The sequence below is a fragment of the Beduinella massiliensis genome, assembly GCF_900199405.1.
Classification (GTDB): domain Bacteria; phylum Bacillota; class Clostridia; order Christensenellales; family Aristaeellaceae; genus Beduinella; species Beduinella massiliensis.
In genome coordinates this window covers 2,693,818-2,715,531 of sequence record NZ_LT963430.1, presented here as the reverse complement: position 1 = coordinate 2,715,531, position 21,714 = coordinate 2,693,818, and the positions used below count along the sequence as shown (strand labels likewise).

The window sequence follows — 21,714 nt, the reverse complement described above, 5'->3', positions numbered from 1 at the left end:
AATCTCATTTAATAGAGCATATTAGATTTCTGAACAATCCTGGAGTCCCGTGGAATTTGGATGTTTCGCTGATGGCACTCGTGTACATTGCGATGGGCTACTATAATAAAGATAGAATTCGGAAGTTATTACATTGTGAAGATAGACAATTGGACTTAACGGTAGCCTTTATTACTGCATTATTGATTGTATTCTGTTTCTTCAACTATAGGAGTGGAAAGGCATGGTATTACTTCGATATGAAGCCGGTCTACTATAAAGAACTTTTTTCTGCCATAATAATTCCATGTTTATTTGGTGTTGTACTATGTAGAATTGTTTACTGGATTGGTCAGGTCAGAATACTTGGAGATGGGCTGGCTGTATTGGGTAGGATGACGATTCCGATTATGTTTCTGCATGTACCGTTGAACCAGTGGAAAGATACATTGTACTATGGAAGAATTATGTATGTAGTGATTGGCATTGGCATTCCAGTGGTTTTTACAGTCGTATTCTGCAGATTTAAGGCAATGAGAAAACTATTTGGGTTGCCTGACTTGTTTGAAAAAGAATAATTCTATTTCTATCATCTTTAAGAAGCCGCCAAAGTGCAAAAATGAAATAACAGCATTTGAGGAAATGATAAGCAATCAACCGGAGAAAAACAAGTATGGATAAAGCCTGTTCACAGAATATTGGAGAAAATCACAGTGCTTATATACCAACGTTGACCTATGATGTATAATTGATATGAATACAAAATAGCGTTCCAATCTAACTGTTTTGGGGATGCGGGTATTACAATATCAGAAAGAAATGGGCTAAATGTATATTTTTTGTGTCTTTTTCCGCTACCCTATTGACAAACTAATACCACAGTATTATAATGCGCTTGAATTGATACCGCAGTATTACTTGGGGGCGGCATATGAAGCAAGATTTGATTATTTACCACGGCTCTCAGCAGATCGTTGAAGTGCCGAAGTTCGGTATAGGAAAGAAATATAACGATTACGGACAGGGCTTTTATTGCACGGAAAGCATAGAGCTTGCAAAGGAATGGGCTTGCCCGATTAAGAATGACGGTTATTCCAACAAGTACATCATGCACTTTGACGGGATGAATGTGATGCACCTTACCAAAGGCGAATTTAATATTCTGAACTGGCTCGCTATTTTGCTTGAACACAGAAAGTTTGACATCACATCTCCTGTAGGAAACAACGCAAGGGATTTTATTCTCTCTCGGTTTATGCCCGACACCGCGAATGTTGATGTGATGATCGGCTACCGTGCAGATGATTCTTACTTTTCCTTTGCAGAAGATTTTGTGAACAATACAGTCTCTCTGCGAGATTTATGCCTTGCCATGCAGCTCGGCACACTCGGAGAGCAGATAGTTCTTCTCTCCAAGCGGTCTTTCGGACAGAGTGAATTTGTCGAACATGAAGTAGCCGATTACCGTGAATACTACTATAAGAGAGCTGAACGAGACCAAAACGCAAGAGCCGCTTACGCAAGCAGAAAGAAGAATCTACAGCAGCTCATGGGAGATATTTTCGTTCTCGATATTATGAGGGAGGATATGAAGTATGATGACCCACGCTTACAGTCAGTTATATCTGAGTAAAGCCTCCCGGGCTGTCGGTAATATGCTCCACGATGCAGTAGTGGAATTTGGAATGAACGGCACGGATTTTCTGAAACGGTTTATTCAATCTGATGTTGCCGAACAGTTTGAAAGCGGCAACCCGAAATACATCGCAGGAAAAAGCGGTATGGAGCTTTTCTTGGGGGTCATGGAAAAAACGACGGGTGAAAGCTACAATGCCGAACTCGTAGAGAGCTATGATAGAAGTCCTGTTTATTGGGTCGGCTGGATGCTGGTACATTATCAATGGCACTCCGGCAGGACCTTCAAAAGCATTCTCGATACAGTACCTTATGATGAACTTCTCGGTCTTTACGGAACCCTGCACGAAGCAGATATTCAAAAGAGCTATGAAGTGATGGATGCTCACTTCGCAAACAGCGAAAGCAAGCTGAAAACCATAAGAAAGCATTGTGGCTTAACACAGGAAGCACTTGCCAATGAATCCGGTGTATCCTTAAATACCATTCGTGCTTATGAGCGTAAAAGCAAGGATTTGAACAAAGCACAATTTGATATTGTTATGCGTCTTGCAAAGGCTCTAAAATGCGAAGTGTCCGATTTGCTTGAATAAGCTGAGAGATAACCTTATCCGTCGCAGGATAGGTTATTCTATGGGTACCCTCGCCAGAAATATGTCCCAATCACGTGTACATGTTAGCGAACAGATTTTACGGCAGATCGCTATTACCGTCAAAATTATGAGCGAGAAGCAAGTCTGCAGCAGCAGGCGGAAAGGACACAAAATGACACAGAACACATTGACCTACACTCAGAACGGAGATTATCAGATTCCGAACATGGTTTCTGAGCGAGACGGAGACGAAGCCCTCGGCAAGTACGGCAGGATGCGGAAGAAACGGTTGTTTGATGGAGCATTCTTAACCTCTTGCGAGTCCGTTTAGGGCGAACGATTAAGAAAACAGAACAATAACGGTTTACTGCGGTATAGACTATGAAAAGATCGGTCTATACCGTGGTAAACAAACAGAAAGACCAGGCATACAAAAGTCATGTCTGGTTTTTTGTGTTTTTTGGGACCGGGGGCGGGTCAAAATCGCTAAAAATATGAAAAATGGAGACCGGTGGCCCCCTTTCTAGTTCATGAAGAAAGGAATGCCTCACAGACAGGAAGCGGGGATCTATTAGGATGAGTTCAAGAAAAAAACAAGTGTAAAAAGGAATTTAACATCAGGAAGAGAACTATAATAACATTCAGTGTAAGTAGGTAAGCGGTTAAAGCAAGGAAACAACTTCTGTCCCCTTGCAACGGGGATGCTGCCGGGGAACAATACCTGACCGCTTATGGGAAAGCATTGCGGGAAACTGGCACTGTCCACAATTTGCGGCCAGGAATGATTCATTGCCAGACCGTGCGAAATGCTCAGTTTGATCGCATGGTGAAGCTGAATAGGATCGCCTCGATTTTTGTGAGACATGTTTTTTACTGGGGTGAGGTTCATCTCCGCAGTTTTGGAGAAAAGAGCGGCAATCATATCAGTCTCCGTAAAGGATGCGTTGGACAGGAGTATTCCGATTAATCTCCATCAGGACTCTTCGTTAATAAAGCCAAAGTTGCTGCATTCAGTTTGGTGCGCAAACCGCCTTATGCTTGAGAAAAAACGGGAAAGTAATCGGCGAAGATCAGAAAATTTCTGTTTTTGAGGTTATGAAGGCAGTTCCGATAGAAGGAACCTATGCTTACTTTGAAGAAAACCCTAACGCAAGCATTAAGCCTGGCAAGCGAACAGATTGGGTCATTTTAGGTAAACCGCCGTTTGAAGCCGTACCGATGGGAATCAAGGAATCGGCGCGTTGCAGACAATTAAGGATGGGAATACAGTATATATAAAGACAATTAATTTTGCTTATCTTTTGCTGGGTATATTCAAATCGAACGCCGAAACAAGAGGTGCTTCTCTTTCATTGCGTCTTGGGCGCGGCCTGAAAGGAATGTCAGAACGGCTGACGGCTTTCCTTTTCTAAATTGAATAATCTAGGAGATGATTTTATCAATCGCCTTTCAAACGCACCGCCTGAATATGAGTCGCCGCATGCACAAAGCCCGAGGACGTCGACGTCGTTATCTTTTGACGCGCTATGGAACGAGATCGTCTTGCATCAGGGGGAGATGTTCCATACAGCCAAACAGCTTCCTTTTACCTATACCGTGCGCGGCGGAGAGCTCTTTGTGGACCGGCGGCAGAAATCCATCACACGCGCGACGATCGAGGCAGCGTATCAAAAAGTAACGATGGATAACACCTTTCAAATTACCGGACCTAAGAAGCTTTGCGTGTTCGGCGCTCCCTATGTATGGGCGCTTTTTAAGGCGCTGCACGTTGTGACGCAGGAACAACCCAAAGGCGAAGCTGAACAGATGACTTTTATGATATAATGAACCATAGCGTATTCTGCATATAGGCAGGAACACGGGAACGGAGTGTGAAACCTTTGAAAATTGCTGTCGCTGGAACAGGATATGTCGGCTTATCGAACGCGGTTTTGCTCTCGCAGCACCATGATGTAACGGCGGTAGACCTCATCTACGAAAAGGTGGAGATGATCAACGCACGCAAATCGCCGATCGTGGATAGGGAAATAGAGGAATACCTGGCGAATCGGAAGCTTTCGCTTACGGCGATGACGGACGGCAATGCGGCCTACCGGGACGCCAGCTACGTCATTATCTCGACGCCTACCAATTACGATCCGGAGAAAAACTACTTCGATACGTCGTCTGTGGAGTCGGTCATCGATCAGGTGATAGCGGTCAATCCCGATGCGGTGATGATCATCAAGTCCACCGTGCCGGTGGGATATACGGAAAGCGTCCGCAGGCGTTTTAGCTGCGAGAACATTTTGTTCAGTCCGGAATTCCTGCGCGAGGGACATGCGCTTGAGGACAACCTTTACCCCAGCAGGATCATCGTGGGCGTGCCGGACAAGGACGCTCGGCTTAATCGGGCGGCAAAGACGTTTGCGGGCCTGCTCCAAGAAGGCGCGATCAAACCGGATATCCCGACGCTCTTCATGAAGCCGACGGAAGCTGAGGCCGTTAAGCTGTTCGCAAACACCTATTTGGCGCTTCGCGTCAGTTTCTTTAATGAACTCGATACGTATGCGGAGGTGCGCGGTCTCGATACGCGGTCGATCATCGAAGGGGTGGGGCTCGACCCGCGCATCGGCACACACTACAACAACCCTTCGTTTGGCTATGGCGGTTATTGTCTGCCCAAGGACACCAAGCAACTGCTGGCAAACTACGATAACGTACCCAACAACATCATCGGTGCAATCGTCGAGGCTAACCGAACGCGCAAGGATTACATAGCGAAAAGAATTCTGCAGCTGGCGGGATTTCCGGAAAAAGTACACCCTGTGGTGGGCATCTACCGGCTGACGATGAAAGCAGGCAGCGATAATTTCCGTCAAAGCAGCATTCAGGGGGTTATGAAGCGAATCAAGGCAAAGGGCGTTGAGGTGGTCGTCTACGAACCCACGTTAAAAGACGATACGTTTTTCAACAGCCGCGTCGTCCGGAGCCTGGAGGTTTTTAAACGTCAGTGCGACGTTATTGTTGCCAATCGATACAGCGACGAGATCGCCGACGTCCTGAACAAGGTTTATACGCGCGATTTGTATTTCAGAGACTGATTGCTTCAGGCATGGAGAAGAGAGAAGCGGAACGTCCTATGCGAAGGGGCTGTACAAAGCAATCAGGAGACGGTGCAATCTTGGCAAGGGAATAATTTCAAATTTTGACCTCGAATTTTACGCGTCCGGCGCCATGTGCGCCGGATTTTTGTATGTTTTCTTCGCGGCAGGCCATACTAACCTCACGCAAGATGGCGTCAGTTGCCGCTTAGGCGGATAAAGGAGAGGATGAACGGTATGGAAGGGAAACATACCATTCCGACCTATGCGCTGGAGGCGCAGCCGAGGCCGGGCGCACGGGAGACGCGGATGCGCCCGCCGCGCGCAGAAAATCCAATGCGGAATGAACGGGGGGAACAGGCGTGAGCCAGTCGAATCAAAACCATAAGATGAAGGAATACGCACAGCTCGTCATGCGGCTTGCGCCTAAATCCGATATGGGCAAGGGGCTCCTGCGCGCATTTTGGGTCGGCGGCTTGATCTGCGTGCTGGGTCAGGGAATAACAGACTTCGCGAAAAACGTCCTGTCGCTCGACCAGCAGGCGGCGGGAACGGTCTGTTCGATTACGCTCGTCTTTTTGAGCGCATTGCTGACGGGACTGGGCGTATACGACCGCATTGGCAAGTACGCGGGCGCCGGGTCTATCGTCCCCATTACGGGCTTTGCCAATTCTGTCGTCGCGCCGGCGATGGAATTTAAGCGCGAGGGTTACGTCATGGGTGTGGGAGCGAAGATGTTTTCCATCGCAGGGCCGGTACTGGTGTACGGCATCGGGTCATCCATCATCGTGGGACTCATCTACTTCTTTATCGGGAGGTAGCGGAAGATGGCAGGAAAGCGTGTAGGCGCGCAGACGATTGAACTTGGAACCCGACCGCGCATCGCGGCGTGGTCGGCGATTGTCGGCCCCAAAGAGGGGGAGGGGCCGCTCGGCGGCTGCTTTGACCGGGTGGAGCAGGACGATATGCTGGGGCAGAAGAGCTTTGAAAAGGCGGAATGCAAGCTGTTCGAATCCTGTGTGCGTCTGACCATGGAGAAGGCGAAGGTGCTTCCAAAGGATGTGCATGCCCTGCTTGGGGGAGATCTGCTCAACCAGATCATCTCCGCAGGATTTGCGGCCAGACAGCTGGCGATTCCGTTTTACGGGCTGTACGGCGCGTGTTCGACGATGGCAGAGAGCCTCGCAATCGGCAGCATGCTGGTGGATGGGCAGCACTGTGCGCGCGTGCTTTGCGCGACGAGCAGTCACTTTTCTACGGCGGAGCGCCAATACCGCACCCCTTTGGAAATGGGCACACAGCGCACGCCGACCGCGCAATGGACGGTGACTGGGGCAGGCAGCGCGCTCGTGTGCGAGGCGGCGGCGGCCCAAAGCGCTCGGGTTTGCATTACTCAAGTGACGACCGGCAAGGTCATCGACCTGGGCGTCAAGGACGCCAACAACATGGGCGCGGCGATGGCGCCCGCTGCGACGGACACGCTGTTGGCGCATTTCCGAGATACGGGGCGTACGGATAAGGACTATGACCTGATCGTCTCCGGCGACCTAGGCAGCCTGGGGCGTGAGCTGATGCTCGAGCTTTTGCGCAGGGAGAAGCACCCGATATCGCCGGAACGCAGCATGGACTGCGGCATGCAGATCTACGCGCCCGAGCAGGACGTACATGCAGGCGGAAGCGGGTGCGGCTGTTCGGCCTCCGTGCTCTGCGGAAAGCTGCTGGGCGAACTCGCCAGCGGCCAGCTCCACCGCATTTTGTTCATGGCAACCGGGGCGTTGCTCAGCCCTACGACGACCATGCAGGGCGAGAGCATTCCGTCCATCGCGCAGGCGGTGGTGCTGGAGCATATCGAAGAGAGCCGGAAAGGGGGGAATTAGCGCATGCTGATGTACATCAAGGCGTTTATCGTCGGCGGCATCCTGTGCATGATCGGTGAAGCGCTTCTGCTCAGGACACAGCTCACCAGCGCGCGCATCCTCGTAGGCTATGTGACTACGGGCGTCATCCTGGGGGCGATCGGCATCTATAAACCGATTGCGGAGTTTGCGGGCGCGGGCGCAACCGTCCCTTTGACCGGGTTTGGGTATGCGCTCGCGAAGGGCGCAATAGAAGGCATTCAAAAAGACGGACTGCTCGGCGCGTTTACCGGGGGGATCACCGCGTGTGCGGGCGGCATCGCAGCAGCGATCCTGTTCGGCTACTTAGCCTCGGTGATCTTCAGTCCCAAGACAAAAAAATAGCAAATTTTACGCCACTCGCTTTTGCGGGTGGCGGCTTCTTGCTATCAGGAACAAATTCGGCTATAATAAATGATAATGTCTGTATGTAAATGCTGCTGAAACTATTTTAAGCGGAACATTGGCATGAAAATAAAAGCGCGGTGAAGCAAAAGACGTAGCACCTTCGTTTTCATGATGTAAAGCATTCAGCGCGAAGGGCACAGAAGCGGCAGGGAGCGGAGATAAAGAAATGATCAAGCAAAACCAGCGTCAGCTCAATCAGTTGAACGGCGTGCTGGATGCGTTCGTCGCGTTTCTTGCGATGATGCTCGCCTTTGTCGTACGTTTTTACTGGATGGACGACGGGGTCATCAGCTACGGCGTGGCGTTTCATGTGCTGCTTGCGCTCGTGAACGCTTTGCTGCACGTGGTTGTCTACGCGGCGATGGGCTTTTACAAGTCTATGCGCAGTACGCGGTATTATAAGGAAATCTGGCATATCGTCGTGGCGGAAAGCCTTTGCTACGCGTTTTTAATGAGCGTCTTTTACATCGCGCGCCTGGCGGATTTCTCCCGCGCAATGCTGGGATACAGCTACCTGTTCGGCACGGCGCTGTGCATCGGCAAAAGGATGACGGTACGTCTGGCGCTGCGCGCTTACCGCAGGCGCGGGTACAATCAGAAACACGTGCTGCTCATCGGAAGCGGGCATGTCGCGTCGGATTACCTAGACATGATCGATAAGCACGAAGAATACGGATACCGCGTGATGGGCTACGTTTCGTGTGACCCGGGTTGGCAGCAGGCGGGGTACCTGGGTTCCTATGGGGAACTGGAAGGCATCCTGCAGCGCGAGCAGCCGGACGAAGCGGTCGTGGCGATGCGGGCGGAGGATTACGTGCACATGGAAAGCGTGATTCAGGCCTGCGAGAAAACCGGAACGCACCTGTCGATCATCCCCTGTTACGACCGCTACATCAGCTCGTGCATGCAGGTGGAGGAAGTCGACGGCCTCAACATGGTGGGCATTCGTTCGATCCCGCTCGACAACCTGATGAACGCGGCGGTGAAGCGCGCCACGGATATCGTGGGAGCGCTGATTCTCCTCGTCCTGACTTCGCCGCTGATGCTTCTCGCCGCGGTCGGAATCAAGTTGACCTCGCCGGGGCCGGTGATCTTCAAACAGAAGCGGGTGGGCAAAAACAAGCGGGAATTCGTCATGTACAAGTTTCGCTCCATGTGCATGAACGCGGAGTCGGACTCAGCTTGGAGCAAAAACGAGGATGTCCGGAAGACGAAATTCGGCGCGTTTCTGCGGAAGTTCAGCATCGACGAGCTGCCGCAGTTCGTAAACGTTCTGAAGGGAGATATGAGCCTCGTAGGACCCCGCCCCGAAATCCCTTTTTATGTGGACAAGTTTAAAGAAGAAGTGCCCCTTTACATGATCAAGCACTACGTGCGTCCCGGCATCACCGGATGGGCGCAGGTCTGCGGGTATCGCGGCGATACCTCGATCGCCAAGCGCATTGAGCACGACATCTACTACATCGAAAACTGGACTTGGGGATTTGACCTGAAAATACTCTTTTTAACGCTTTTTCGCTTTGCGAACAGCGAGCGCATCAGCCCCTCCGGCGGAGCGCGTCCTCTGTAAAAGATGCCACGGCGAAGCGGTATGGTTTTCCTGATCGAAAATTGAAAGCCATGGAGATTCTCACCACGGGTACATCGCGCCTGCAAAAGAAAGGATGATCAAGAATGAAAGATGAAAAGACGCTTTACATTGTCGTTCCCTGCTACAAGGAAGAGGCGGTGCTGCCGGAAACGTCGAAGCGGCTGCGTGAGAAGATGCACGCGCTGATGGAAACGGGCAAAGTATCGGAAAAGAGCCGGATCATGTTCGTCAACGACGGTTCCAAAGACAAGACCTGGGAGATCATTCAAAGACTTCACGAAAAGGACAAGCTCTTTTCCGGCGTGAATCTTTCGCGCAATCGGGGCCATCAAAACGCGTTGCTGGCGGGGCTGATGACGGCGGTAAACTATGCCGACATGATCATTTCCATGGACGCGGACCTACAGGACGACGTGAACGCGGTGGACGCGATGGTCGACGCGTATCATAACGGCTACGACGTCGTATACGGCGTGCGCAGCGCGCGCAAGACGGATACGTTTTTTAAGCGCTTTACCGCCGAAGGGTTTTACAAGGTCATGCAGCATTTGGGCGTCGACATCGTGTTCAACCACGCGGACTACCGGCTGATGTCAAAGCGCGCGGTGGAGGGCCTTTCGCAGTTTAAAGAGGTCAACCTGTTTTTGCGCGGCATCGTCCCTCAGATCGGCTATCCGTGGACGACGGTGGAATACGAGCGCGCGGAACGGTTCGCGGGCGAGAGCAAGTATCCGCTGAAAAAGATGCTCTCCTTTGCCTTTGACGGCATCACGTCGTTCAGCGTGAAGCCGATCCGCATGATTCTGACGGTCGGCTTCGTCATCTTTATCGCGAGCATCATCGCGCTGATCTGGGCGCTGGTTTCCAAGCTGATGGGGTCCGCGCAGGCCGGCTGGACTTCGTTGATGGCTTCGATCTGGATGATCGGCGGCATTCAGCTTTTAAGCCTGGGCATCATCGGAGAGTACGTCGGCAAGGTATACAACGAGACGAAGGCGCGCCCGCGGTTCATCATCGAGCGGGTGCTGAACGACTGACGGGCCAGGGGCGCGTTTTTCAAAGATAAGCGCAGGCTTTCCGTCGATGGAAGCGCTGCCTGCACGGGCAAAACCTGCGCGCTCGTGCAGCCGGATCGACGCGGCATTTTCGGGCGCGACGAAATTGCGGCACAGCGCGAAGCCGGCGTCAAAGTACGCCGCAGCGATTTGCCGCAGCGCCTCGAGGGCAAGCCCTTGCCTTCGTTTGGCGGGAACGATCAGGATGCCGATGGAAAAAGCGTCATCCGTGCGATAAACCGTAACGCCGCCTGCATAGGCGGCGTTTTCGTATAGGACGAAGCGGTCAGGGGATACGGGTCTGATGTCGAGCAAGAAAATCACGCTTTCTGGGCTGGTTATAAAGGCAGTATAGCGCTGCCGTCCGCCGAACGCAACGCTTTTTGGATGGAAAGCCCGCAAAAGCTTGCGGCTGGCGTACAAATACGCTACAATGATACGCTAGGAGGTCGATTCGATGAAAAGAACGTTTCGGCAGGCAGCGGGCGACGCGTGGTCGTGCCTGAAAGAGGCGCTTGCGCTGCTGCGGGAAAACGCAGCGAGCGCCTTTGCGCTTTGCGCGCTGCTGTATTTGCTGCCCGCACTGCTCTCATCCATTTCCGCGTGGCAGGTCACCGCACCGCTCTTTGCGGCATGGGAGGACTTTTTGCACGGCATGACGGCGGGCACTGTGGGCGCGGAGGAGCTTACGGAGCTGCTGCTTCGCACGATGGAGGGCTCTTCGGAGACGATGCTGCGGACAGGGCTTCTCTCGCTGCTCTCTTCCTTCTTTCTCGTGCCGCTGCTGCAGGCGTCCCTTGCGCGCATGAACCTGGCGCAGCTCAACGCGCGCACGCGCCTGTCCGCGAACGACGCGGCGTCGGAGACGCTGCACAGCTGGAAAAGCCTGTTGTTCCTGGCGTTTATCAGCATGGTCGTCACGCAGCTGCTATCCTTTTTGCCGTACTTTGCGGCGATGGTGCTTTCGTTTGTGAGCAATCTGCTTGCGATAATTCCGGGGCTTGGCAGCGCCGCGCCGCTGATCGGCATGCTGCTGGTGATGGTCGTGCGCGCGGCCTTTGACTTCTTCGTGACGCTGATGCTCTCCTTCATCTGGCTTGCGGCCGTGGGAGAAGGGGCGCGGGGGATGGCGGCTGTGGCGCGTTCCGCGCAGATTTGCTTTCGCCGCATCGGCGTCGTAGCGTTAGCCAATCTGGCGCTGTCTGCGGTGGGTTTTGTGCTGTCGGCGTTGATTGCGATCCTCTGGTCCGTCGCATTCTTCCAGGGCGGCGCGCCGATTCGCGTGCTGCAGCTCGCCGAACCGGTCATAGGAGCGATTTTCCTGCCGGTGACTTGCGCGCTCAGCGCGGTGCTGTACGTGCGCGCGGGCGGCCAGGGCATGGGAGGAAGCGATCCCTACGGCGCGCCCGACCACGTGCATTCGATTAAGTCCGCCAATATTCGGGACGGGCAAGAATAAGAAAACACCCTGAAGGCAGAAAATAAGGAGGGCATTCCCATGGACAAGAAAAATACCGCCGTCGTGACGGTACTCGGGCGCGACCGCACCGGCATCATCGCCGCCGTGAGCGCCGTGCTCACGGATAGGAAAGCGAATATTCTGGACATCGCGCAGACCGTTCTCACCGACATGTTCAACATGGTGATGATGGTGGACATTTCAGAGGCGGACTTTGGGGTGCTGGCCGACGCACTGAAAGAGCTGGAACAGAAGATCAACGTGCAGATCCTGATTCAGCGCTATGAGATTTTCGACGCTATGCATCGGATATAAGGAGGAACATCATGCTCAATACGTCTGACATCCTCCAAACGGTGCACATGATCGCCGAGGAAAAGCTGGACATCCGCACGATCACCATGGGCATTTCGCTCTTTGAATGCGCGCACCCCGATCCCAAAGAGATGGGACGCCGCATCTATGACCGCATCACGAAGAAGGCGGAGCATCTCGTCTCGGTCGGCGAGGCGCTGGAGCGGGAATACGGCATTCCGATCGTCAACAAGCGCATCTCCGTCACCCCCATCGCCCTGGTTGCGGCGGCGGCGGGCGATCCGCTGCCTGCGGTGCGCGCTATGGACGAGGCGGCGAAGGCAACGGGCGTAAACTTCATCGGCGGCTACAGCGCGTTGGTGCAAAAGGGCATGACCCCTTCGGACAGGGCGCTCATTCTCTCGCTGCCGGAGGCGCTGTCGACCACGGAGCGCGTATGCGCCAGCGTGAACGTAGCGTCCACGCGCGCGGGAATAGACATGGACGCCGTGCGCATGTGCGGCGAGGTCATCAAGCGGATCGCCGCCTGCACGCCGGACGGCATGGGCTGCATGAAGCTCGTCGTCTTTTCCAACGCAGTGGAGGATAACCCCTTTATGGCGGGGGCTTTCCACGGCCCAGGCGAGGGAGATTGCTGCATCAACGTGGGCATTTCGGGACCGGGCGTCGTGAAGCGCGCGCTGGAGATCAGCGCCAAGGACAAGCCCTTCGACGTGGTGGCGGAGACGATCAAGCGCACCGCCTTTAAGATCACGCGCGTGGGGCAGCTCATCGCGCGCGAGGCGTCCGCGCGCCTCGACGTGCCGTTCGGCATCGTGGATCTCTCGCTCGCGCCGACGCCCGCGATGGGCGACAGCGTGGCGCACATCCTGGAGGAAATGGGACTGGAGCGCTGCGGCTGCCACGGCACGACGGCGGCGCTGGCGCTGCTCAACGATGCGGTGAAGAAGGGCGGCGTCATGGCTTCTTCACACGTGGGTGGCCTTTCCGGCGCGTTCATCCCGGTGAGCGAGGACATCGGCATGATCGAGGCGGCGGAATGCGGAGCGCTCTCGCTGGAAAAGCTGGAAGCGATGACCTGCGTGTGCTCCGTTGGACTGGATATGATCGCGGTGCCTGGCGACACGCCCGCTTCCACCATTTCCGCGATCATCGCGGACGAGGCGGCCATTGGAATGGTCAACAGCAAGACGACGGCGGTTCGCGTGATTCCCGCCCCCGGCAAGCAGGTTGGGGACGGCGTGGAGTTCGGCGGTCTCTTTGGCCGCGCCCCCATCATGCCGGTAAGCCGCTACTCGGCGGAGACGTTCATCGCGCGCGGCGGGCGAATCCCCGCGCCGCTGCAAAGCCTGAAAAACTGAGGAAAGCGAACGCTTTCCCCGTGCAATATTGGATAGACAGAAAGGAAGGTTCGCTTCATGGGACAGACCAAGATGCGCACGCGCGCCGAAACGGAAGAGCGCTTCAAGTGGAACCTGAAGGACATCTACGAGACGAATGACGCGTGGGAGCGGGATTTTGAAAAGGCGAAGGCACAGGGGGAGGCCTTTGCAGGCTTCGCGGGACGCCTCGGCGAGGGAAAGGCGGTTGTGCTGGAGGTGCTGAACGCCTACTTCGACGCGGCCAAGCGCATGACGCGCCTGTTCTGCTACGCCTCCATGAGCCGAAACGGCGACAACGGCGACCCGGTCTATCAGGCACTGCAGGACCGCGCGATGACCCTGTGGACGAAAAACGCGACGGCGAGCGCTTTCCTGAGCCCTGAACTGCTCGCGCTGCCAGAAGAAACGCTGGTATCGTACGCTGCGGATCCCGCATTTGCCGATTACGACGTGTTTTTGAAGGATCTGCTGCGCCAGAAGGCCCATACGCTTTCAAGCGAAATGGAGCAGCTCGTCGCGGCGACGCAGGACATGGCGCAAGGGGTAGAAAACACGGTCGAAATGCTCACCGACGTGGACATGCGCTTCGGCACAATCCGGGATGAGCAGGGCGAGGAGGTCGAGCTGACGGACGCGAACTATCGCGCGTACATCGAAAGCCGCGACCGTGCCGTCCGTAAGGCGGCCTTTGAGCGCATGATGAACACCTACGGGGGCTTTGGCAACACGTTTGCCGCGGCCTATGCGGGCAACGTGAAGAAGGATTTGTTCTTTGCCACGGTGCGGCACTTCCCCTCCGCGCGCGCGGCGGCACTGTTCCCGGACGAGGTGCCGGAAAGCGTGTACGACAGCCTGATCGACGCGATGCACGCGCATCTGCCGGGGCTCGCGCGTTACGTCGCGCTGCGCGGCGAGGTGCTCGACCTCAAAGAAGTGCACATGTACGACCTGTATACGCCGATGGTAAAGGATTTTGAGCTGGAAGTTCCCTACGATAAAGGCTTTGAAATCATCAAGAAGGCGCTTGCTGTGCTGGGCGACGACTACGTGCAGGTGCTCTGCCGCGCGAAGGACGAGCGCTGGATCGACGTGTACGAAAACCGCGGAAAGACGAGCGGCGCATACTCCAACGGCGGCGCGTACGACGTACACCCGTACATCCTGACCAACTACGTCGACACGCTGGACAGCATGCTGACCCTTGCGCACGAGCTGGGGCACACGATGCATTCGTACTACTCGAACAGGGAGCAGCCCTTCGCCAAGAGCGACTACGCCATCTTCGTGGCGGAGGTAGCCTCCACGGTCAACGAAGTGCTGACGATCGAATACCTGCGCGAGACGTACAGGGACGATCAAAAGGCGCAGACGGCGCTTTGCAACCATCTGCTCGAGAACTTCCGCACGACGGTCTTCCGTCAGACGATGTTTGCGGAGTTCGAACATAAGGCACACCGTATGGCGGAGACGGGTGAAGCGCTGACGCGTGAATCGCTGTGCGCGATGTACAAGAGCCTGAACGACCTTTATTATGGTCAGCAGGCGTTCGTAGACGCAGAGATCGCGAACGAGTGGATGCGCATTCCGCATTTCTACAACGCGTTCTACGTCTACAAGTACGCGACCAGCTTCTGTGCGGCGGTGGCGATTGCGCGCCGCATTCGCGAAGAGGGTGAGAGCGCCGTGAAGGCCTATCGTCATTTCCTGACGACGGGCGGCAGCATGCCTCCGATCGAGGAGCTGAAGCTGGTGGGCATCGACATGTCCACCCCGGCGCCGGTCGAGTCCGCGCTCTGCTACTTTGAAGAGCTGATTGACAGGCTTTCCGCGCTGCAAAAGGCGTAAGCGGCAGCCTCTTTCACAAAGGAGTGAAGAAGATGCAGGGATACGACGAAAAAGCGGCCGAGAAGTATATCCTTTCTGCGATCGACCGCTTTGACCATAAGGAATTCATGGACGTTCTGGACGTGCTCGTCCGGGAGGCGATCGCGCTCGACCTGCGGTTCATGCGTGAGTCCGGCGCGGTGGCGGAGGACGGCATGAGCGGCGAAGCCTTTTACGACGACGACGAAGCCTTCGAGTATATTCTGGATGGGCTCGTGAAGCAGCACGGATACGATGAGGAAAAGGCGGTGCGTCTCGGCGCCTTTGTAGACGACTACATGGACGCACAGCAGGGCTACATGGAGTCCGCCGGTCTCCTGGAGTGGGAATGATGGTGCGGGAGAAGATTTCGCCGGCAAAGGTGACGGGCGCGCGTTTCGTTTGCATCGTGGCCCTCGTCATAGGATTGCTGGCGGCCTCGCTTTCCGTGAGCCGTCTGCTGGCGCGGCTTACGGGCATCGGCGCATTTGACGCGATCTTTCTTCTCTGCGCGGTCTGCGTCATCCTGATGCTGATGCGCGGAACGGTCGTCGGATATGCCTATACGCTGCGAGATGACGGAGTTCTCGTGCTGGAGAAGGATTACGGCGACAAGGTGAATTCACTGATCGAGGTTCGGACGGAGGACGTTTCGGGCGTTCGCGCCTTTACAAAGGGCGAGCGCCTGAAGAAGACGTATCGGACGGTCACCCGTTTTTGCCCGGCGAAGCGCGCTTCACACGTACTCGTCTACCGGCAGGAGGGAAGGGAGCACGCGGCGGTTTTCGCGCCTTCGGCAGCGCTCTGCAATCGAATCGAGGAGGCTGTGCGGCATGCGAAGTGAGACGCCGATGCTCGACATGCTGCATAGGGCATCGGGGCGCGTTCGGCTGCACATGCCTGGACACAAAGGACGCCTGCCTGCGGAATGGGTGAATAGCGCCCTGGATACGACGGAGATCGGCCCGACGGACGATCTCTTTTCGCCGTGCGGCGGCATCGCGCGCGCACAGGCCTTGTACGCCGCTTCCTGCGGTGCGGCGCACACGATTTTTTTGACGGGCGGATCGACCAGCGGCATGCTCGCGATGCTGCTCTACGCTGCGGCGCCGGACGGCGAGGTGATCCTGCCGCGAAATGCGCACCACAGCGCGATTTCCGCGTGCGTATGGGGCGGCCTGCGGCCGGTCTTCGTCGAGCCGAGGCTGACGCGGGACGGCGCCCCCTTCTTTTTGCCGGAAGACGTCGTAAAGACGATGCGCAGCCACACGGCGGCGCGTGCGGTCTTGCTCACGCGGCCGGATTATTTTGGGATCTGCGTGGATGCCGTGCCTATCGCGAGGGCATGCCGCGAATTGGGAATGCTGCTGTGCGTAGACGAGGCGCACGGGGCACACCTGCCCTGGCAAAATGCGCCGCAAAGCGCGGGCGCGCTGGGGGCGGATCTTTGGGTGCAAAGTGCGCACAAGACGCTGCCCGCGCTGACGGGAGGCGCGGTGCTTCATGCCGCGCAGACGGTGGACGCGAACCGTCTGCTTCGTACCCTGCGCATGGTGCACTCGTCCAGTCCGTCCTTTCTCATCATGGAGACGTTGGACAGCGCCCGGGCGATGATGGACGAGCGCGGATTTGCAGAATTGACGGAGCTCAAAGGGCGAATCGACGCATTTTGGGAGCTCCTGCGTGCCGCGGGCTATGAAAACGCGCAGGATGGCTGGCGGGCGGCGGGAATCACCTGCGACCCGCTCCGGGTCGTCGTGGATTGCGCCGCACATGGGCGCACGGGCTGGGAAGTGCAGGAAGCGCTAACAGAACAGGGGATCGATGCGGAGATGGCGGACGACCGGCGCGTCGTGTTCATCCCATCGATCCTGGACGCAGCGGATTGGCTGACGCGCGCGGCGCGGACGCTTAGCGCGCTGCCGCGCGGCGCAGCAGCGTTATCCGACGTGCCCACGCTGCCGATACCGCCCCGGCGCGCGCTTTCGGTGCGGGAGGCCGCGCTCTCCCCGCAGGAGGCGGTGTTGCCGCAGCAGGCGGTCGGGCGTATCGCGGCCGTCAGCGCTGGGCTTTATCCGCCGGGCGTGCCGCTCGTGACCCCCGGGGAGATCGTCGACGAATCCGTTGCGGAGGCATTGCTGCGCGCTGCGCCGCGCTGGCGCTTTGGGCTGGAAGAGGGGAAACTGCTCTGCGTGCGCGCGTAAAAGCCGAAACGCGATGGCCTTGCCGGCGGATTTGAACGAATGCTGAGGAGAAAAAAGTATGTTTCCATATGACGCTGTGTTGTTCGATTTGGATGGTACGCTGACGGAGTCTGCCCCGGGGATCATGCGTTCGGCGGGATATGCAGCCCGAAAGATGGGATACGCGGATTTCGATCCGGAGGTGCTGCGGCGGTTTATCGGCCCGCCGCTCTTTGAGTCGTTTCAGCAGATTTTCGGGATGGACAACGAGCAGGCGGCCCAAGCCGTCGAGTATTATCGGGAAGACTTTGACGCGGTTGGGTGGTCGGTGAACGCCGTTTATACGGGCATCCCGGTTCTGCTTCGCTCGCTGAAGCGCCAGGGAATTCGGGTTTGTCTGGCCACGGCGAAGCCGATCGTGTTTGCCGAACGCATTCTGAGATATTTCGGCCTGTGGCGCTTCTTCGATCGCGCGGTCGGCATCACGATGAGCGATCATCACGCGGATAAGGCAAGCATCGTGCGCGATGCGCTGCCGGAGGGCTGTGAGCGGCCGGTCATGGTCGGCGACCGCCATTACGACATCACGGGCGGCAGGCAGAACGGGATCGACACCATCGGCGTGCTGTATGGGTACGGGTCGAAGGCGGAACTCGTGAACGCGGGCGCGACGCATATTGCGGAAAACGTGGACGCGCTGCAAAGAATTCTGCTGCCTGGCGTCAAGGCGGAAGCGGGTTTTTTTCTTTCCATTGAAGGGCTGGATGGATCAGGTAAATCCTCTCAGATTGAAAGGCTTTGCGAACATCTGCGCGCGCGCGGCTACGATGTACTGCGCTCGCGGGAGCCGGGTGGATGCCCGATTGCGGAGGAAATACGCAGGCTCGTGCTCGACCCAGCTTACGGCGAGATGTGCGCGCAGACGGAAGCGCTGCTCTACGCGGCGGGTCGGGCGCAGCATGTGCGCCAGGTCGTCCGTCCGGCGCTTGAGGCGGGCAAGGTGCTGGTCTGCGATCGGTTTGTAGATTCCAGCGCGGTTTATCAGGGAGCGGCGCGCGGCTTGGGGCTTGACGCGGTGATGGAGATGAACGCGCCGGCGATCGACGGCACGATGCCGGACGCGACGCTTTATTTCGCCGTGGAGCCGCAGACAGCGATGACGCGGCGCAGCAGTGAACGGGCGCTGGATCGAATCGAGCAGGAAAAACTGGGCTTTCACACGCGCGTATACGAAGCCTATGAGGAACTTGCGCGCCGCGCGCCAGCGCGTATCGTGCGCATCGACGCGTCGCAGTCCATCGATGCAATCGCGCGCGACGCGGCGGCAGCGGTGGATGCAGTCATGGACCGACTGTAAAGGATGAAGGAAGGGTACAAGGATATGGCGCGCATCGTGGTCGGCATGTCGGGAGGCGTGGATTCGTCTGTCGCGGCCCTGCTGCTCAAAAGGGCGGGGCACGAGGTGATCGGCGTGTTCATGAAGAACTGGGAAGAGCAGGACGAAAACGGGGTCTGCACGTCGGAGCAGGATTGGGCGGATGTGCGGTCTGTCTGTGAAGTGATCGGGATCCCTTACTATTCCGTGAATTTTGCCAAGGAATACAGGGATCGCGTGTTTTCGTATTTTCTGGACGAGTATCGCGCGGGACGTACGCCGAACCCGGACGTGCTGTGCAACCGGGAAATAAAGTTCAAGGCGTTTCTGGATTTCGCGATGAAGCTCGGCGCGGACAAGCTGGCGACGGGACACTTCGCCAACCTGCGGGAGGCAGACGGGCAAATGCAGCTGCTGCGCGGCGTGGATCCCAACAAGGACCAGAGCTACTTCCTTTACATGCTGACGCAGCCTCCGCTGCAAAGGGCCCTGTTTCCGGTGGGAAATTTGACAAAGGGACAGGTGCGGGCGCTCGCTGAGGAGGCGGGGCTGCCCACGTATGCCAAGAAGGATTCTACAGGCGTGTGCTTTATCGGAGAGCGGCATTTTAAACCGTTTTTGCAGCAGTTCCTGCCCGCGCGTCCTGGGGAAATGCAGACGCTGTCCGGCAAGGTAGTAGGCCGTCACGATGGACTGATGTACTATACGCTGGGACAGCGCAGAGGGCTCGGCATCGGAGGCGGCGGCGATGGGCGCCGCTGGTTTGTGCTGGCGAAGGATTTGGAGCGCAACGTGCTGATTGTCGAACAGGGCGAGGATCACCCCCTTCTGTATGCGCACACCGCGAGGGCGGAGCAGGCGACGTGGGTTGCGGGCGAGGCACCTCGACAGAATGGAACATGTTTCGACTGCACGGCGAAGTTTCGCTATAGGCAGCCGGATCAAAAGGTGAACGTTCAAATAGAAGCGGATCATCTGATTGTGCGGGCATATGAGCCGCAGAGGGCGATAACGCCGGGTCAATCCGTCGTTTTTTACGAAGAAGAGGTTTGCCTGGGCGGGGCTGTTATAACGGACGTTATGGATAGCGGCGCTGTAATCGTTCGATGATTGAAAGGACGGTGCAAAATATCGATTTTTTTGTGAAATAGCGGTTGACAGAATCGATTCCGCATGGTATACTAATCAACGTCGCCGCGAGAGAGCACGTTTTGTGCGCTCAAAACGGCGGGAACGATCCTTGAAAACGATACAGAATAGAGAAAAGAAACGCAAACGCAAGGAAAAGACAGTTGATTCTGAGAAGAGTTTTGAATCTTTTGTGAGCCGGTGCAAACCGGAACACCAAGAGAAGATAAAGGATTGAACATAAGAGTTTGATCCTGGCTCAGGACGAACGCTGGCGGCGTGCCTAACACATGCAAGTCGAGCGGGGATCAAGGAAGAGCTTGCTCGGAAATGATTCTAGCGGCGGACGGGTGAGTAACGCGTGAGCAACCTGCCTTTCACAGGGGGATAACGCATCGAAAGATGCGCTAATACCGCATGAGACCACAGTGCCACATGGCATAGGGGTCAAAGGAGCAATCCGGTGAGAGATGGGCTCGCGTCTGATTAGCTAGTTGGTGAGGTAACGGCCCACCAAGGCGACGATCAGTAGCCGACCTGAGAGGGTGATCGGCCACATTGGAACTGAGAGACGGTCCAAACTCCTACGGGAGGCAGCAGTGGGGAATATTGGGCAATGGGGGAAACCCTGACCCAGCAACGCCGCGTGAGGGAAGAAGGCTTTCGGGTCGTAAACCTTTGTCCTATGGGACGAAGCAAGTGACGGTACCATAGGAGGAAGCCCCGGCTAACTACGTGCCAGCAGCCGCGGTAATACGTAGGGGGCGAGCGTTGTCCGGAATGATTGGGCGTAAAGGGCGCGTAGGCGGCCTGGTAAGTCTGAAGTGAAAGTCCCGCTTTCAAGGTGGGAATTGCTTTGGATACTGCTGGGCTTGAGTGCAGGAGAGGAAAGCGGAATTCCCGGTGTAGCGGTGAAATGCGTAGAGATCGGGAGGAACACCAGTGGCGAAGGCGGCTTTCTGGACTGTAACTGACGCTGAGGCGCGAAAGCGTGGGGAGCAAACAGGATTAGATACCCTGGTAGTCCACGCTGTAAACGATGAATGCTAGGTGTAGGAGGTATCGACCCCTTCTGTGCCGGAGTAAACACAATAAGCATTCCGCCTGGGGAGTACGGCCGCAAGGTTGAAACTCAAAGGAATTGACGGGGGCCCGCACAAGCAGCGGAGCATGTGGTTTAATTCGAAGCAACGCGAAGAACCTTACCAGGTCTTGACATCCAGGTAAAGCCGTAGAGATACGGTGTGAGCTTGCTCAATCTGAGACAGGTGGTGCATGGTTGTCGTCAGCTCGTGTCGTGAGATGTTGGGTTAAGTCCCGCAACGAGCGCAACCCTTGTTTCCAGTTACTAACGCGTAGAGGCGAGGACTCTGGAGAGACCGCCGGGGACAACTCGGAGGAAGGTGGGGACGACGTCAAATCATCATGCCCCTTATGACCTGGGCTACACACGTGCTACAATGGCCACTACAAAGAGGAGCGAAACCGTAAGGTAGAGCGAATCTCATAAAAGTGGTCCCAGTTCAGATTGTGGGCTGCAACCCGCCCACATGAAGTCGGAGTTGCTAGTAATCGCGGATCAGCATGCCGCGGTGAATACGTTCCCGGGCCTTGTACACACCGCCCGTCACACCATGGGAGTTGGGAGCACCCGAAGCGGGTGAGATAACCGAAAGGGGTCAGCCTTCGAAGGTGAGACCAATGACTGGGGTGAAGTCGTAACAAGGTAGCCGTATCGGAAGGTGCGGCTGGATCACCTCCTTTCTAGGG

General features: G+C 56.1%; 21 protein-coding genes and 1 rRNA gene. 21 read left to right on the top strand and 1 reads right to left on the bottom strand.

The genetic code is table 11. The annotated features are described in order from the left end of the window. The first annotated feature begins 71 nt into the window (after window positions 1–71). From C1725_RS13190 to C1725_RS13140, 11 genes are all read left to right on the top strand, one after another. Window positions 72–557: a hypothetical protein gene (locus C1725_RS13190; RefSeq protein WP_102412053.1), complete on the top strand. Its 486-nt coding sequence runs from the start codon at window positions 72–74 to the stop codon at window positions 555–557. 353 nt (window positions 558–910) lie between these two features. Then, window positions 911–1,612 (top strand): DUF3990 domain-containing protein, encoded by a 702-nt coding sequence (locus C1725_RS13185; protein ID WP_346026656.1) that lies wholly within the window; start codon window positions 911–913, stop codon window positions 1,610–1,612. Then, complete coding sequence (locus C1725_RS13180; RefSeq protein ID WP_102412052.1) at window positions 1,575–2,207, top strand: helix-turn-helix domain-containing protein; 633 nt, start codon at window positions 1,575–1,577, stop codon at window positions 2,205–2,207. Before C1725_RS13185 ends, C1725_RS13180 begins: the two co-directional genes overlap by 38 nt. A gap of 40 nt (window positions 2,208–2,247) precedes the next feature. Beyond that, window positions 2,248–2,538, top strand: a complete 291-nt coding sequence (locus C1725_RS19400) for a TnpV protein (protein WP_102412051.1) — start codon at window positions 2,248–2,250, stop codon at window positions 2,536–2,538. A 1,211-nt stretch (window positions 2,539–3,749) separates the two neighbouring features. Then, the gene (locus C1725_RS13170; RefSeq protein ID WP_346026655.1) at window positions 3,750–4,031 is read left to right on the top strand and encodes a hypothetical protein; all 282 of its coding nucleotides are present in this window, start codon (window positions 3,750–3,752) and stop codon (window positions 4,029–4,031) included. Window positions 4,032–4,087: 56 nt separating this feature from the next. Continuing rightward, window positions 4,088–5,290, top strand: coding sequence for a nucleotide sugar dehydrogenase (locus C1725_RS13165; protein ID WP_102412049.1), 1,203 nt, complete (start codon window positions 4,088–4,090; stop codon window positions 5,288–5,290). Between the two features lie 389 nt (window positions 5,291–5,679). Further along, window positions 5,680–6,111 (top strand): stage V sporulation protein AC, encoded by a 432-nt coding sequence (spoVAC, locus tag C1725_RS13160; RefSeq protein ID WP_102413337.1) that lies wholly within the window; start codon window positions 5,680–5,682, stop codon window positions 6,109–6,111. 6 nt (window positions 6,112–6,117) lie between these two features. Further along, window positions 6,118–7,167: a stage V sporulation protein AD gene (gene spoVAD / locus C1725_RS13155; protein ID WP_102412048.1), complete on the top strand. Its 1,050-nt coding sequence runs from the start codon at window positions 6,118–6,120 to the stop codon at window positions 7,165–7,167. Between the two features lie 6 nt (window positions 7,168–7,173). Next, the gene (gene spoVAE, locus C1725_RS13150; RefSeq protein ID WP_346026894.1) at window positions 7,174–7,530 is read left to right on the top strand and encodes a stage V sporulation protein AE; all 357 of its coding nucleotides are present in this window, start codon (window positions 7,174–7,176) and stop codon (window positions 7,528–7,530) included. A gap of 229 nt (window positions 7,531–7,759) precedes the next feature. Beyond that, on the top strand, window positions 7,760–9,163 hold the full coding sequence (locus tag C1725_RS13145; protein ID WP_102412046.1) for an undecaprenyl-phosphate glucose phosphotransferase: 1,404 nt from the start codon (window positions 7,760–7,762) through the stop codon (window positions 9,161–9,163). A 104-nt stretch (window positions 9,164–9,267) separates the two neighbouring features. Further along, the gene (locus C1725_RS13140) at window positions 9,268–10,221 is read left to right on the top strand and encodes a glycosyltransferase (RefSeq protein WP_102412045.1); all 954 of its coding nucleotides are present in this window, start codon (window positions 9,268–9,270) and stop codon (window positions 10,219–10,221) included. Here C1725_RS13140 and C1725_RS13135 read toward each other — a convergent pair. Then, entirely contained in the window at window positions 10,126–10,554 is a 429-nt protein-coding gene (locus tag C1725_RS13135; protein WP_346026654.1) for a GNAT family N-acetyltransferase, read from the bottom strand. The two genes, C1725_RS13140 and C1725_RS13135, sit on opposite strands and share 96 nt — an antisense overlap. A 142-nt stretch (window positions 10,555–10,696) precedes the next feature. Between C1725_RS13135 and C1725_RS13130 the strand changes: the two genes are divergently transcribed. From C1725_RS13130 to C1725_RS13085, 10 genes are all read left to right on the top strand, one after another. Continuing rightward, on the top strand, window positions 10,697–11,698 hold the full coding sequence (locus C1725_RS13130; protein WP_102412043.1) for a hypothetical protein: 1,002 nt from the start codon (window positions 10,697–10,699) through the stop codon (window positions 11,696–11,698). Window positions 11,699–11,737: 39 nt separating this feature from the next. Continuing rightward, window positions 11,738–12,013: an ACT domain-containing protein gene (locus C1725_RS13125; protein ID WP_102412042.1), complete on the top strand. Its 276-nt coding sequence runs from the start codon at window positions 11,738–11,740 to the stop codon at window positions 12,011–12,013. Window positions 12,014–12,024: 11 nt separating this feature from the next. Next, complete coding sequence (locus C1725_RS13120; protein ID WP_102412041.1) at window positions 12,025–13,374, top strand: DUF711 family protein; 1,350 nt, start codon at window positions 12,025–12,027, stop codon at window positions 13,372–13,374. Window positions 13,375–13,431: 57 nt separating this feature from the next. Then, on the top strand, window positions 13,432–15,240 hold the full coding sequence (gene pepF / locus C1725_RS13115) for an oligoendopeptidase F (protein ID WP_102412040.1): 1,809 nt from the start codon (window positions 13,432–13,434) through the stop codon (window positions 15,238–15,240). A gap of 32 nt (window positions 15,241–15,272) precedes the next feature. Beyond that, window positions 15,273–15,611 carry a hypothetical protein gene (locus C1725_RS13110; protein WP_102412039.1) on the top strand — a complete coding sequence of 113 codons (339 nt, stop codon included), beginning with the start codon at window positions 15,273–15,275 and terminating at the stop codon, window positions 15,609–15,611. Continuing rightward, window positions 15,611–16,102: a hypothetical protein gene (locus C1725_RS13105; protein ID WP_102412038.1), complete on the top strand. Its 492-nt coding sequence runs from the start codon at window positions 15,611–15,613 to the stop codon at window positions 16,100–16,102. The genes C1725_RS13110 and C1725_RS13105 overlap by 1 nt, the downstream gene beginning before the upstream one ends. After that, window positions 16,092–17,462 (top strand): aminotransferase class V-fold PLP-dependent enzyme, encoded by a 1,371-nt coding sequence (locus C1725_RS13100; protein WP_102412037.1) that lies wholly within the window; start codon window positions 16,092–16,094, stop codon window positions 17,460–17,462. The genes C1725_RS13105 and C1725_RS13100 overlap by 11 nt, the downstream gene beginning before the upstream one ends. Window positions 17,463–17,520: 58 nt before the next feature. After that, window positions 17,521–18,798 (top strand): dTMP kinase, encoded by a 1,278-nt coding sequence (gene tmk / locus C1725_RS13095; RefSeq protein WP_102412036.1) that lies wholly within the window; start codon window positions 17,521–17,523, stop codon window positions 18,796–18,798. A gap of 24 nt (window positions 18,799–18,822) precedes the next feature. Next, window positions 18,823–19,926, top strand: a complete 1,104-nt coding sequence (mnmA, locus tag C1725_RS13090) for a tRNA 2-thiouridine(34) synthase MnmA (RefSeq protein WP_346026653.1) — start codon at window positions 18,823–18,825, stop codon at window positions 19,924–19,926. Window positions 19,927–20,180: 254 nt separating this feature from the next. After that, window positions 20,181–21,708 (top strand): 16S ribosomal RNA (locus C1725_RS13085). The last annotated feature ends 6 nt before the right edge of the window (window positions 21,709–21,714 follow it).

Coding starts and splice junctions, on each gene's coding strand:
- C1725_RS13110 (WP_102412039.1), top strand. CDS start 15,273: ATGCAGGGATACGACGAAAAAGCGGCCGAGAAGTATATCCTTTCTGCG.
- C1725_RS13180 (WP_102412052.1), top strand. CDS start 1,575: ATGATGACCCACGCTTACAGTCAGTTATATCTGAGTAAAGCCTCCCGG.
- C1725_RS13120 (WP_102412041.1), top strand. CDS start 12,025: ATGCTCAATACGTCTGACATCCTCCAAACGGTGCACATGATCGCCGAG.
- C1725_RS13100 (WP_102412037.1), top strand. CDS start 16,092: ATGCGAAGTGAGACGCCGATGCTCGACATGCTGCATAGGGCATCGGGG.
- C1725_RS13105 (WP_102412038.1), top strand. CDS start 15,611: ATGGTGCGGGAGAAGATTTCGCCGGCAAAGGTGACGGGCGCGCGTTTC.
- C1725_RS13140 (WP_102412045.1), top strand. CDS start 9,268: ATGAAAGATGAAAAGACGCTTTACATTGTCGTTCCCTGCTACAAGGAA.
- mnmA (WP_346026653.1), top strand. CDS start 18,823: ATGGCGCGCATCGTGGTCGGCATGTCGGGAGGCGTGGATTCGTCTGTC.
- C1725_RS13190 (WP_102412053.1), top strand. CDS start 72: ATGGCACTCGTGTACATTGCGATGGGCTACTATAATAAAGATAGAATT.
- C1725_RS19400 (WP_102412051.1), top strand. CDS start 2,248: ATGGGTACCCTCGCCAGAAATATGTCCCAATCACGTGTACATGTTAGC.
- C1725_RS13185 (WP_346026656.1), top strand. CDS start 911: ATGAAGCAAGATTTGATTATTTACCACGGCTCTCAGCAGATCGTTGAA.
- C1725_RS13125 (WP_102412042.1), top strand. CDS start 11,738: ATGGACAAGAAAAATACCGCCGTCGTGACGGTACTCGGGCGCGACCGC.
- C1725_RS13145 (WP_102412046.1), top strand. CDS start 7,760: ATGATCAAGCAAAACCAGCGTCAGCTCAATCAGTTGAACGGCGTGCTG.
- spoVAD (WP_102412048.1), top strand. CDS start 6,118: ATGGCAGGAAAGCGTGTAGGCGCGCAGACGATTGAACTTGGAACCCGA.
- C1725_RS13130 (WP_102412043.1), top strand. CDS start 10,697: ATGAAAAGAACGTTTCGGCAGGCAGCGGGCGACGCGTGGTCGTGCCTG.
- spoVAC (WP_102413337.1), top strand. CDS start 5,680: ATGAAGGAATACGCACAGCTCGTCATGCGGCTTGCGCCTAAATCCGAT.
- pepF (WP_102412040.1), top strand. CDS start 13,432: ATGGGACAGACCAAGATGCGCACGCGCGCCGAAACGGAAGAGCGCTTC.
- tmk (WP_102412036.1), top strand. CDS start 17,521: ATGTTTCCATATGACGCTGTGTTGTTCGATTTGGATGGTACGCTGACG.